Source organism: Candidatus Defluviilinea proxima (assembly GCA_016721115.1).
Classification (GTDB): domain Bacteria; phylum Chloroflexota; class Anaerolineae; order Anaerolineales; family Villigracilaceae; genus Defluviilinea; species Defluviilinea proxima.
In genome coordinates, this window is the sequence record JADKIW010000001.1 from 403,946 (window position 1) to 416,827 (window position 12,882).

The following is a 12,882-nucleotide window of genomic DNA, read 5'->3' on the forward strand; positions in this document are numbered from 1 at the left end:
CCTATTCCTTTGCATACGGCTTGCGAAGGTCGATCTCTTCGAAGTTGAAGGTAAATTGCGGTTCTTCATAACCAAGCGGGAAGTCCTTGCGAAGAGGATGTCCTTCTGTATCCTCAGGCATCAAGATACGGCGCGGATCAGGATGACCTTCGAACTCAACGCCGAACATATCAGCGATCTCACGCTCACGCCAATTCGCCACTTCATATACACGCGTCGCAGTCGGGACTTTGGGCTGGTCACCGTTTACTGGAATTCTCAACTGTAACGTTAGATTCTTTGCCAGAGAGGACATCTGATAAATGACATGAAAACGCGGGGACTGTTGAGGCCAATAGTCCACCGCGGTCATTGCAGATAACAATTCAAATTCATGGTTGTCGCGCAGGAGGGTTAACGCTTCGATGATCTGTTCAATTGTAAGAAATACATGCACTTCCCCACGGAACTCTTCATAGGTTACGTTGAACTTATCCTGCAAAACCTTTACGATTGGTTCAAGTCTCTTATCCATAATCACTACCCCGTCATTGCGAGGAGGGCGTAGCCCGACGAAGCAATCCCATCATTATCTTGGAGATTGCTTCGGGCTATCGCCCTCGCAATGACGCTATTCCTTCACGATGAACTTCTCGCCCTTGACCTTTTCATGCAAGGTCACCACTGCATGAATCAATGCTTCCGGACGCGGAGGACAGCCAGCTACATACACATCGACAGGGACGATCTCGTCCACACCCTGCACAAGGGCGTAATTATTGAATACACCACTGCAAGAGGCGCAATCGCCCATGGCGATCACCCACTTGGGTTCGGGCATTTGGTCATAGAGGCGGCGGAGCACCGGCGCCATCTTCTTTGAAAGGCGACCGGCCACGATCATCAGGTCCGATTGACGCGGGCTGGCACGCATGATCTCCATACCGAAGCGGCTCATATCATAATGAGCGGCCTGAGCGGCCATCATCTCAATCGCACAACAAGCAAGTCCAAACAACATGGGCCACATCGCGTTCGTGCGAGACCAGTTGACAAGGTCTTCCAGTTTCGCGGTCACGATGCCCATATTGCCAAGTTTTTCTTCTACTCCCATTCGAGAGCTCCTTTCTTCCACGCATAAAAGTATCCAACCAATAAGATAGCGATAAAGACGATCATTTCGATCAATCCAAATATCCCAAGCTTACGGAACGTCACTGCCCACGGCAGGAAGAACACTACTTCGATATCGAAGAGGATGAACAACACAGCCACCATATAAAAACGCACAGGCATACGACGTGTCCCTTCACCGAAGGGAGTAATACCTGATTCATAAGGTGATGCTTTAGCTTCAGACTGTTTTCGTGGACCGAATAAATACCCCAAACCGATTGCTATCAGTGCAACGATGGTTGCCAGCGCGATCATAAGTGCAATTGCAACGTATTCGAGCATTAAAATACCTCAAAACGCCCGCAATAGGCGTGTATTTGTACTTCCTTGCACAACGTGGTCGGGAGTATAACATAAGAGGTTTTTGAGGGCTAGAGAAAGTGCCTCTTTTCACAAAATTGGTAATAATTGTCGGATTGTGTTTTTTTACAAAAAATAAAAGCAGGTCGCATTTGAAACGCGACCTGCTCTTGGTTATCCTAAATAATCCCGCAATTCTCTGCTCCTGGAGGGATGCCGTAATTTACGGAGCGCCTTCGCTTCAATTTGACGGATGCGCTCACGCGTCACATCGAAGTAGCGGCTTACTTCTTCCAGCGTATGGTCCTGCCCATCAAGCAGGCCGAAGCGCATTTCCAGCACTTCACGTTCGCGGTCGGCCAGGGATGTGAGGGCACTGCGTATCTGTTCCCGGAGCATCTGACGGGCGGCCGCATCCATGGGGGAAAGCGCATCTTCATCTTCAATGAAGTCGCCGAGCGAACTAGAGTCCTCATCCCCCACCGGGCCGTCAATAGAGACCGGCTCCTCCGCAGAGCGGAGTACGCGGTCTATTTTTTGCGTGGCCGTATCCAGTTTATGTTGCAGGTCTTGCGAAAGGGGCTTCTCTTCAGAGTGTGCGCGCAAAATGGCCTGCACATCAGAAGCGGGAAGATACCCCACTTCGAGCGCGAGTTCTTCGGCGTTGGGGTCACGCCCCAATTCCTGTGTCAATTGTCTTTGCACACGCAGAATACGGGTAATAGACTCGAACAAATGCACCGGAATGCGGATCGTGCGCGCCTGCTCTGCGATCGAGCGATTAATGGACTGACGGATCCACCACGTTGCGTAGGTGCTGAATTTGAAACCTCGGCGTGGATCAAACTTGGTGACCGCACGCAACAAGCCAATATTCCCTTCCTGTATCAGGTCAAGGAAGTTAATGCCGCGCCCAAGGTATCGCTTGGCGACACTGACCACCAAACGCAGGTTCGCACTGATCAATGCCTGGTTGGCCTCGGTAGCGCGAGCCTTGACCACTTCCATTTGTGCGAGCAATTCCTGTTCATCGGGGAGATGTTGATACATCGTCCGCAGATTGGGCAGTTGATGTTTTTGGTTGATCAGGCTGAGGAGCCACGTCGCATAATTGAACGGGATCAGATAAAAGCTTAGAAAGACCGAGTAGGATTTTCGCGCAAAGTCATCCCAAAGAGGGTCGCTCCCCCATTTGCCGTTGTCCAAGAACGCACGCAAATACGAAGGCACATCCGATTGCCCGCCAGCACGCAAGGCTTGCGCTTCAGTCAACATCAATCCCAGATCGGGCGGCTCGTGATGAATGCGATCAGCATCCTCAAGCAAACGCTCCCACGAGGTATAAAGCTCAGAAAGAATCGCGTGATGAATGGACCCCGCAGGTGTAAGCCCTTTGCGGATGGGATGACGACGAAATACACTCAAGAGACGATTGGCCTCGATCATCGTTGCCAGTCGGAACTCGCTATCAGAATCAAGCAACTTGACCTGCCCGATCTCACGCAAGTACAAGCGGACAGGATCTTCCGATAATTCGGCAGCGATCTCTGGGCGCTTGATATCTAATTCATCATCTTCTAAAAGTTCTTCTTCCTGCGCAAGGGCATTGACATCTGGATCCCCCAACTCATCCCCCGTCAACACATCATCCACCAACCCATTCATTCTGATCAAGAGGCCGCTATCCCCTTTTATCTTTTTACCCGACAACTCCTCATGAGCCTGCGGTGAATGCGGCTCTTGAGGTGATGTAAGATTTTTCTTGGCCAATGCAGGTTGTTTCTTTTTTTCAGCCATAAACCCTTTATTACCTTGACGTTGTACCAAATGAATTGTTACGTAATTAGACCAGTCGCTTCATCGTCATCTTACGCGATGCCTGATCCAGATCTCGCAATAAGCGCGTATTCTGCAACGCCAGTTCTTGATAAGAAGTTGCTCGCAGGTCATCACCTTGCTGTGCTTCTTCTTGTAAGAAACGCAACTGGTTCAGGTTCTCGCCCGCGGCCACGCGCCGCAACTTGATCACACCGCGCAACAACTCTTCCATCAATTTATCTTCCATGCGCTCCACTTTTTCGGTCTCTTTCACCAACTCCAGTGAACGCGCCTGCAAAGATTCGGGCAATGCATCAACGACGAACTCGTGATGCTCCGTCTTATACTGCTCCACCGATTCGCGGATCAACCCAAACAACAACTTATGGTCAGTATAGTCGAAATCCTGCACATCCAACGCTGTCAATCCATATTCTTGCAACAGACGGTCAAGACGGTACAACATCTCAGGTTTATTGAACAAGGCACCGATAACATATTCCTCGACCTTCTTGCTGGACGAGACAGCCACCGTCACTTTAGGCGACTCTTGAACTTGTGCCTGTTGAGTGGCCCTCGGTCGCTTCACCTTCGGACTTTGAGCCTGCGTCCCGGTTAATGCGCTTTCATTTACCCGTAGCATTCGCGCCAACGCCTGACGATACGTATCGCGTTCCAATGGGTTCGGCAGATCCTCGATCAACGGAACGATCTGCGCCGCGATCTGATTCTTCACCTTCGGGTCGTTGACGTTTTGTCCTGCAACGAGCGTTTCCATCACATGCGTAACGATCGGCTTGGCGCTTTCAATGATCCGCGCCCACTCATCTCTATCGCGCGCGACAATTTCATCAGGGTCAAGCTCATCAGGGATGGATGCAACTCGCAGATCGGCCTGCAAACGAGCCTCGTTACGGAGGAGTCCGCGTGCATCGAAGGCAAGTTCACCTTCCTTATCCATCGCGGAGCGCGCTGCATCAAGCCCACGCAACACAGCTTTTTGGCCAGCCACATCTGGGTCGAGCGCAAGGACGATCTTGCGTGTGAACTTCTTGAGCAAACGTAACTGGTCTTCCGTCAACGCTGTGCCCATCGGCGAGACAACATTCTCATAGCCCGCCTGATGCAAGGCAATAACATCGAGGTATCCTTCAACGATCACGGCTTGGTCCGCAGTACGGATCGGCTTGCGCGCTCTATCCAGCCCATAGAGCAAATGTCCCTTTGAAAAGATCGGGGTCTCAGGTGAGTTCAAAAATTTAGGGATATCGTTCGGATCGACGATGCGAGCGCCGAAGCCCGCCATCTTTCCATTCTCATCACGGATGGGGATCATGATACGATGACGGAACTTATCGTAACGTTTGCCATCTTCCCGTTCGGTCAACAGGCCCGAATCGATCAAATCCTGTTCTTTGTAACCGCGTTGGGTAAAGTGTTTGAGAGCATTGTCATAGCCTTGAGGGGCATACCCCAAGCCAAAGGTCTCGATGGTCGCGTCGGTCAGTCCACGCTTCTCGCGTAGATACTTCAGAATTTCTTCATTGGCGAAAAGATGACTGCGATAAAAAACGACAGCATCTTCCAACAACTTACGGAGGTTCTCAAACGCTTCCTTTTGTTGTGGGGTCTCGCGCTGGTATTCCTTGATCTCCACACCTGCGCGCAAAGCCAGCTTCTGCATGGCTTCCTTGAAATCAAGGTTCTCGCGCTTCATCACGAACTTGAAGATGTCGCCGCCCTCATTGCATTGACCAAAGCAACGCCAAGTCCCAGACTCAGGCCAGACCACAAAGGCAGGCGTCTTCTTGTTATCGTGGAACGGACAAAGCCCCGTATAGTTCTTGCCTGCATGGCGCAGTTTTACACCGGCCTCAGAGACGAGGTCGACGATATCAATGCGGGCTTTGATCTCATCAATAGTGGACATAGGATGGTTGAATTATAGACTTGCTTGCAAAGATTAGCAAATCACCCACATCTACCCTATTGAATAGACCTTGATAATCAGCTCATGCTTGAGAATATGAATTTAATGCCTCATCAGATGAAAGGTCGTTATGCCGCTCTTTATAAGCCGCAAGACAAATTATAGATCTCGTGTATCTCGGTCCCTTTCACCTCATACGCAAGAACTCCATTCCCTTCCCAACGGGTAGCTCCCACCAGAATTTCAAGAATGCCATCGTCATTAAGATCTGCGACAAACAGGCTTCGATATGTTAGGGGGAACTGATTCTCAACGTACTGGTCATAATAGTCGCCAACAACGGGAAGTGTCTCTACGGTATTACCAGTCACTTTTCGCATCACAACCAGTGAATAATCTCCGAGCTGAACAGTGTGGCCCGTTGGTTCAACAAAATTAGATGCGCTAATCAACACTTCATCAGTCCCATCCCCCTCCATATCAACACGCAGGATCTGATTGATCTTGATGGTTGGTTCCGAAAAGCCTTTCCCGATCAACCACTGTCTGATCTCTTCCACATAGAGATCTTGGTTGTTTGAAATATCCTGTGGAGTACGAGGCACTGCATTCCAGCCCCCGGTGATCGCTACCGCCCGGCCACCAGCTGGATACGAATCTGTTTCAACCTGATATTGACGACAGGGAGGATTAAGTTTTGGCAAATTTCCTTTGATCGTACCCGTCGGTCCAGTATCCATGAAACCTTGATACGTTTCACCGCCCGACAGGCGCGAAACCGTAGACTCCGGGCTCAACCATTCGCCATTTTCTGTCCCACCCAACAAAATGAACGGACCTGTAAACATTCTCACAAGAGTGGCAGAAAAGGGACGGTCCTTAACCTCCGTAGCAGGAGGAGGACTGGCAGGCGGTGAAGTCGGCAATGCAGTCGCGGTTGATTCGGGGGGTACCGTTGCAGTTTCCGTGTGAACAGGTGCCAATGTTGATTCGGGCATCGGCGTGAATTCCGTGACGGGGGTCCCAACAGGAGCGTTACATGCGGTTAATATCAATAAACAAACTATAAGTATGTATCTCATTGTATGTCTCCTACTAAACTATAACGGAACAAAACAACACAAGGTTCCTATTTTACACAGCAGTTTCGAGATGGTCACTGATAAAAATAAAAGAACGCTGATCTTTGCTTTTTACACCTGCACCGAATTACCAGTGTGAGTGTCGGCATACATCAGCGTTCTTCTGCATCCCAAATTAAATTCGGGGGTAATTACGTCTTCTAGAAACCTTCGAGCTTGCTGAGATCCGCCACACCATCGGCAAGGCTGGCAATCCTCTGCAACAATCCCAGACGAGTTTCGCGCACGTCTTTCTCATCGGCCATGACCAGGATCTTATCGAAGAAGGAAGTGATCGAGGGGATGAGTTTGACGACAACATTAAGGAACGCATCCACTTCCCCGTTGAAGGTTGTGTTCTGAAGGTTGAAGACTTCGAACAGTGTGCGTTCTTCCACTTCGCGCAGGGATTTTTCTTTGACCTTGAAAGTTTCTTTCTGATCGCGCGTGATGCGGACGCATCTTGCGTACCCGGCCAATATCGTGGGCCAATCTTCGCGTCCTACCCAAGCGGACAGTTGCTTCACCGCCCGAGCCGATGCCGCAGGGTTGGCCGCTTTGCGTTGCTCCGCAAGGACAGCATCTACAACATCATATTTATAGCCCATATCATTCAAGACAACTTTCAAACGGCCTGCAATGAAATCGAGAATTTGCTTTTGCACATCGGCAGTGACTTCGATAGGCTGTGTCTTCGCTGACTTCTTCACGGCTTCAGCAAGGTCAAAATCAACATCATGCTCTATGAGGGGTTGAACAACACCAATGGCGGCGCGGCGTAGACCAAATGGGTCTTTTGCGCCAGTGGGTGCAAGACCTGCCGCGAATAAACCAACAAGCGTATCAATTCGGTCAGTTAAGGCAACAATCAAACCAATATCGCTAGGAGGAACTGGGAGATATTGCTCACTAATAGCACTCGCAGTTGACGAATGGATATCAGGAGACCTTCGTGCATACTCGCCACCAATAATGCCTTGCAGGGAAGTCATCTCAGTAACCATCTGCGTAGCCAAATCTGCCTTAGCAAGAAACACAGCACTTGCAACATCTCTCTTCTCCACCTTAATTCCAAGCATATCCGTGAGTTCAGGTGCTAATTTAGTCATGCGCTCAGATTTATCTAACATCGAGCCAAGTTTCGTGTGAAAAGTCAATGTGGAAAGTTTAGGACGATAAGCTTCCAAAGGTTGCTTCAAATCTTCGCGGACGAAGAAGTTCGCATCGGCAAAGCGCGCGCCAAGGACGTGCTCATTCCCTTCACGGACGGTGTTGATGCCAATGTCATCACCGTTTCTAATTGCGATAAATTTCGCCAGTAGGGGCGACCCGCCACGGTCTGACGATGCGCCAGATTGCGAAGAAGCCTTGCCTGACTCATTTCCCGACCCCGCTTGTAGGGTCGCCCCTACGCGTTGTACAGGGAAGTATCTCTGATGTTTCTTCATCACTGAGATGAGTACATCACGAGGCAGAGCAAGGAATTCTTCGTTGAAACCACCCATCACAGCCGTGGGCATCTCAACAAGATTTGCTACTTCATTCAACAAACCTTCTTCAATGATGGCTTCGCCACTGACGAGAGATGCGGCTTGGTTGATTTGTTCAATGATGGAAGCTTTGCGTTCTTCTTTATCTAATGTGATTCCAGCTTCGCGCATAGTGTCGAAGTACGCGTCAGCCGAAGGGATTTTGATATCAGGCGAGCCGTATGGGCGAAGTCCGCGTGAGATATTGCCACTCACAACACCCGCATATTCAAACGGGATGACCATGTCACCGAGCAGGGCCACGTACCAGCGGATGGGACGAGAGAAGGCAATGCCAGATTCATTCCAGCGCATGGACTTCTCGAACTTGATGCTCTCGACGAGTTTGGGCAACGCGTCCACGAGGACTTCGGGGGTGGGGCGTCCTTTTTGCTTGACGACAGCCGCCACGTATTTTCCACCGTCGATCTCACGGGCTTCGAGTGTGGCAGGGTCGAGATTATTTTTCTTGGCAAAGCCGAGCGCGGCTTGCGTGGGCTTGCCGTCTTTGTCGAAAGCTTTATCAGCGGGTGGACCTTTGACGAGGTCTTCGCGGTCTGGCTGATTCGGGGCGAGAGAGTCAATTGAAACGACGATCCGCCTCGGGGTTGTAAAGACGCGCACGTCGCCATGAGCAAGATTCAATTCTTTGAGGAGAGTCGGCACACGGGTAGATAAAAGCGTGTGAGCGATATCCACATCAGAGGCAGGGAGTTCTTCGATGCCAATCTCTAGTAAGAATGACGATGGACCATTGACGGTGGACGATGGTTTGGCTGTGGTCGATGGTCTGTTGTCCGTGGTCTTTTTGAGCAACGGATATTCCAGTCCCTTGCGCTGTTCACCGTAGGAGACTGCCACGCCCTTTGCCAATTCGCGGATGCGTCTAAAAAATGCCTGACGCTCAGCAACAGAAATCGCGCCGCGGGTGTCGAGGATATTGAAGCAGTGCGAGCATTTGAGGACGTAGTCGTGCGCGGGGGCGATGAGACCTTGTGCGAGACAGGCGTCGGCTTCGGCGGAGAAGAGGTCGTACATGGCGCGGACGCGTTCGACGTCGGCGGTCTCGAAATAATATTTGGAGTGTTCGAACTCTTCCTGACGGCGGATCTCGCCGTAGGTGACGCCTGCGCCGTATTCTTCATTCCAGATGGCTTTGGCGTTGTTGAGCGCGATCAGGATGCGTTCGAGCCCGTAGGTGATTTCGACCGAGACGGGGTCGAGCGCCACGCCGCCCATCTGCTGGAAGTAGGTGAACTGCGTGATCTCCTGCCCGTCGAGCCAGACCTCCCAACCCAAGCCCCACGCGGAGATGGCGGGCTGTTCCCAGTTATCCTCCACGAAGCGGATGTCGTGCTGGCGCGGGTCAATGCCGAGGGCTTTGAGCGACTCGAGATAGAGTTCCTGCGGGTTGCCTGGGTCGGGCTTGAGGATGACCTGATACTGGGTGTGCAGTTGGAAGCGGTTGGGGTTCTCGCCGTAGCGCCCGTCATCGGGGCGGACAGACGGCTCGACATACGCCACGTTCCACGGCTCGGGTCCGAGCACGCGCAGGAAAGTGGCTGGGTTCATTGTCCCTGCACCGACCTGGGTGTAGTAAGGCTGTGTGATCAGGCATCCGTGCGATGCCCAGAAGTCTTGTAGTTTGAGGATGATTTCTTGGAAAGAAGATTTCTGCATTTACGATTTCCGATTTGGGATTGAGGATTGTGCGGGGAGATTATAACTGATGGTTAATGGAAGATGGAGAATGGGGTGATGTCCATTCTCCATCCTTTTGCGCTTCATGCGGCAGGAAAAGTTGCTTTTTATTGAATCATTAAGAGGGTTTCTTTTGTTAGTTGTCCAATATATTATATTTTACTCTTCATTCAAAAAATCAGGAAAACCACCTAATGGCGGAGGAGTAGCATTTTTCCTGTATAAAGTCCTCAATAAATTACGATAGTTTTCGCCAGCGTTTATGCTATCACTCAAATCAACATAAAATTTACTTGACGCCCAAGATGGAGCAGCCAATTGCCAAGGCCCCTTATACAAAACAGGGATAAACTTGCGGTGATTATTTTTCGCTAATAATTCACCAGTGATAATATTTCCCTCATACCCTACTCCACCCTCTCGACCATCTGATTTATTTTTATATTTCGGCGTACAGACAACAAGCACATATTCACTTTCACGTAAAGATTTCTCCATAAAATCAGACAAAGGATCTCCTGGCACTGCCGACCACTGATCTAATATTGCATCAACTCCATCAGCCCTCAAACGTGCTGCAAAATTACGTACCCACTTTATAACATCGTCTTCCCAAGCATAGGATATAAATACTTTTGGAGGATTCTCTACACCTAATTTTGGAAGTTTCTTCTTAGGTTCTGTCGTAATTTTTTGCAGAGGAGGCTTTGATGTTTCTTCTACTGGTGGAAAGATAGTTTGATTAAAACCTAAGAATCTCTCAACCGCATCTAAAAAATCCGCAAGAGGGATCGGCTTAAAAAAATAGGCGTCCACTCCAGAATTTCGTATCTCTTCAAGCACTTTGCGTTCAGCCCAACCTGTAATAATGACAGACTTCATAGAAGGGTATCGAATACGAATCTTTCTCATTGTCTCAACACCAGAGATACCAGCTAATCCATAATCCACTACTAGCAAATCAATTTTACGACGAGATGCTTCCAGCAATGCTTCCTCGCCCGAAGGGGCTTCAATGATATTCATTTCATGCCCAAGTGTATTTAAAGTTGCACGGAGGAGGCGAACTACATCACGCTGATCGTCAACTAAGAGAGCACACGGAATAGTCATAGTAACCTTTTTATTTTAACAAGATGATCAGAACTTAGCTTCAATATCCAATGATCTCCAATTCCCAATCTGGTAGGTTGAGCCTGTCGAAACCCTGTCCTGAGATGAGTTTGGCTTTGTCGAGCCATGCGTCCACGCCGTCTTTGATCAGGCGGGAGTAGAGTCCGCGCATATCATCCCCTTGTGGGACGGGGTCACGGTCCGCGTGTGCATGGCAGAGAAAAACCTTCAATGGGCGTTTAGGTTCGTTCATATCCGTCCCGTTTTGGTGATGATGGAAAGATTATACAACCAAACATATGTAGATACTCTCAGCGAGTCCGTACAGTTCTATCTCACGGTGTTGTAAATGATCTTGCACAACGAAAGCCAGTTTCATCATCATAATAATAGTGAAGATCTGCACTGCGATTTGAAACACGCATATAATATTGCACGCTCAAGTACGAGCCTCCGCGTCTGATTCGTCTGCCATCACCAATCAAAGGTCCTTGTGGATCAGGTTCAGTTACGGGAGTAAAGTAATAATATTTTTGATATAGATCTGCAACCCACTCCCAAACGTTCCCTGCCATTTCATAAGCTCCATAAGGACTCTTCCCTTTTTCAAGACTTCCCACTCTAACCGGATCCAAAGAACAGAACTGGTTTAAGTACTGAGAGTTTGCATATTCACACCCTAGAGCATCGCCCCAAGGATAGGAATTATTTGTTTCACCCCGCGCAGCCTTTTCCCATTCAGCCTCAGTTGGCAACCGTGTTCCATTTCCACGCCATTTGCAATAAGTGTCTGCCATATCCCAATCTACATTAATCACTGGATAGTCTACATAATTGGGATTATCGAAATAGTAGCCTAATACATTGGAACCAATATCTTTTGGCTGACGGCAAACCCCGGAATTTACACATTCTTTGTAATGGATATTTGTAACTTCATATTTATCAATATAATATGTGCCTAATACTACTGCATGAACAGGCTGTTCATTTTCATCACCAAACTCTGACCCCATCATAAAAGATCCTTCTGGAACGAGCACCATTTCCACACCTTTATCATCAGTAATCTCTAGCGGAAGAGGAGTCGGCCCCGGCGGGGTAATGGTTAATGTTTTGGTTAATGTCGGTGTAATGGACGGTGGAATTGGGGTATTAGTCCTTGTTCTTGATACAACCGGGCTAACCGTTGTACCAGCAGCGTTAGCCTGTCGACTGGAAAGAACACTTCCTCCATACCAAAGCCCAACAATAGCGAAGAGACCTACTATTGAAACAAGTATTCTTCTCCTGACAGGTTTGACTGCCTTTTTCTCAGCAGATAATGGTTCCTTCGAATTTGATTTCCCATCTTCACTACGTCTATCAACATACCCCGGAGGTCTGCCAACCGGCGGTGGAGCCTCTCGCACATTATGCAGGGTTCTAAGTAAATTATGATATGAACCTTCATCATAAGGGTCACCGCTTAAGTCTATATAATACTTACCTAGCAGCCATGAGGGAGCAGATTCATTCCAAGCCCCCTTACGAAAAACCGGAATGAATTTCCGTTGATTACGGCTCGTATATAATTCACTGGAAATAATATCCCCTTCATATCCCACACCACCTGTTCGGTTATCTGATTTACTTTTATATTTAGGGGTACAGATTACAAGGACAAAATCACTTTCGCGAACAGATCGTTCCATAAACTCTGGCAGTTGATCACCAGGAACTGCTGCCCACTCATCTAATATAGTTTCAATTCCATCTCTTCGCAGACGAATCGCAAAATCACGTACCCAGATCTTTACATCATCTTCCCAAGCATATGAGATGAATACTTTTGGTGGTGTGATTATTTTTTCCATTTAAATCCCGTTATGAGGTGATGTGAAATTATAAGACGGATTTTATCTTTTTACCCTCATTTGGCCAATTGCAATTTATTACTCACGTATAGCTTTACAGATTTCCAATTCCCAATCGGTTTCCAACGGACTCTATCACGGACTCACAGACTTGAGCGGACGGCGTCCGTTATTGTCCGCGAGTCCGTTTTGAAGTCCGTTTGCAGTCACGGGCCGCTTCGCGCGGATTGGAAACGGACGTGTCCCCTTTTGTCAGTGAGGCCGATATCAAGTCCGTTTATGAACATGTCTGTTTTCAAGCAGTGGGGTGATTTGCAAAAGGTGTAAAAAGCGGAGGAAAAGTAAATTTCCCTTCCCAT

Annotated in this window: 10 protein-coding genes; all 10 read right to left on the bottom strand. The window is 48.9% G+C overall.

Annotation, left to right across the window (positions count from 1 at the left end):
- Position 1: 1 nt before the first annotated feature.
- Positions 2–514, bottom strand: a complete 513-nt coding sequence (locus IPP66_01940) for an NADH-quinone oxidoreductase subunit C (protein ID MBK9924028.1) — start codon at positions 512–514, stop codon at positions 2–4.
- 96 nt (positions 515–610) lie between these two features.
- Positions 611–1,093, bottom strand: coding sequence for an NADH-quinone oxidoreductase subunit B (locus tag IPP66_01945; GenBank protein ID MBK9924029.1), 483 nt, complete (start codon positions 1,091–1,093; stop codon positions 611–613).
- Positions 1,084–1,437 carry an NADH-quinone oxidoreductase subunit A gene (locus IPP66_01950; GenBank protein ID MBK9924030.1) on the bottom strand — a complete coding sequence of 118 codons (354 nt, stop codon included), beginning with the start codon at positions 1,435–1,437 and terminating at the stop codon, positions 1,084–1,086. The genes IPP66_01945 and IPP66_01950 overlap by 10 nt, the downstream gene beginning before the upstream one ends.
- Before the next feature lie 192 nt (positions 1,438–1,629).
- Positions 1,630–3,252 carry a sigma-70 family RNA polymerase sigma factor gene (locus tag IPP66_01955; protein MBK9924031.1) on the bottom strand — a complete coding sequence of 541 codons (1,623 nt, stop codon included), beginning with the start codon at positions 3,250–3,252 and terminating at the stop codon, positions 1,630–1,632.
- A 46-nt stretch (positions 3,253–3,298) separates the two neighbouring features.
- A complete protein-coding gene (locus tag IPP66_01960; protein MBK9924032.1) occupies positions 3,299–5,203 on the bottom strand; it encodes a DNA primase in 1,905 nt (634 codons plus the stop codon).
- A 140-nt stretch (positions 5,204–5,343) separates the two neighbouring features.
- The gene (locus IPP66_01965) at positions 5,344–6,285 is read right to left on the bottom strand and encodes a hypothetical protein (protein ID MBK9924033.1); all 942 of its coding nucleotides are present in this window, start codon (positions 6,283–6,285) and stop codon (positions 5,344–5,346) included.
- 200 nt (positions 6,286–6,485) lie between these two features.
- Entirely contained in the window at positions 6,486–9,533 is a 3,048-nt protein-coding gene (locus IPP66_01970) for a glycine--tRNA ligase subunit beta (GenBank protein MBK9924034.1), read from the bottom strand.
- Between the two features lie 180 nt (positions 9,534–9,713).
- Entirely contained in the window at positions 9,714–10,667 is a 954-nt protein-coding gene (locus IPP66_01975; GenBank protein ID MBK9924035.1) for a TIR domain-containing protein, read from the bottom strand.
- A gap of 40 nt (positions 10,668–10,707) precedes the next feature.
- Positions 10,708–10,920: a toll/interleukin-1 receptor domain-containing protein gene (locus IPP66_01980; GenBank protein ID MBK9924036.1), complete on the bottom strand. Its 213-nt coding sequence runs from the start codon at positions 10,918–10,920 to the stop codon at positions 10,708–10,710.
- Positions 10,921–11,002: 82 nt separating this feature from the next.
- A complete protein-coding gene (locus tag IPP66_01985) occupies positions 11,003–12,523 on the bottom strand; it encodes an SUMF1/EgtB/PvdO family nonheme iron enzyme (protein MBK9924037.1) in 1,521 nt (506 codons plus the stop codon).
- Positions 12,524–12,882: the final 359 nt, after the last annotated feature.

Bases quoted from the DNA above. Each gene is read 5' to 3' on its own strand.
- IPP66_01985 (MBK9924037.1), bottom strand. From the start codon at position 12,523: ATGGAAAAAATAATCACACCACCAAAAGTATTCATCTCATATGCTTGG.
- IPP66_01940 (MBK9924028.1), bottom strand. From the start codon at position 514: ATGGATAAGAGACTTGAACCAATCGTAAAGGTTTTGCAGGATAAGTTC.
- IPP66_01975 (MBK9924035.1), bottom strand. From the start codon at position 10,667: ATGACTATTCCGTGTGCTCTCTTAGTTGACGATCAGCGTGATGTAGTT.
- IPP66_01980 (MBK9924036.1), bottom strand. From the start codon at position 10,920: ATGAACGAACCTAAACGCCCATTGAAGGTTTTTCTCTGCCATGCACAC.
- IPP66_01945 (MBK9924029.1), bottom strand. From the start codon at position 1,093: ATGGGAGTAGAAGAAAAACTTGGCAATATGGGCATCGTGACCGCGAAA.
- IPP66_01965 (MBK9924033.1), bottom strand. From the start codon at position 6,285: ATGAGATACATACTTATAGTTTGTTTATTGATATTAACCGCATGTAAC.
- IPP66_01950 (MBK9924030.1), bottom strand. From the start codon at position 1,437: ATGCTCGAATACGTTGCAATTGCACTTATGATCGCGCTGGCAACCATC.
- IPP66_01970 (MBK9924034.1), bottom strand. From the start codon at position 9,533: ATGCAGAAATCTTCTTTCCAAGAAATCATCCTCAAACTACAAGACTTC.
- IPP66_01955 (MBK9924031.1), bottom strand. From the start codon at position 3,252: ATGGCTGAAAAAAAGAAACAACCTGCATTGGCCAAGAAAAATCTTACA.
- IPP66_01960 (MBK9924032.1), bottom strand. From the start codon at position 5,203: ATGTCCACTATTGATGAGATCAAAGCCCGCATTGATATCGTCGACCTC.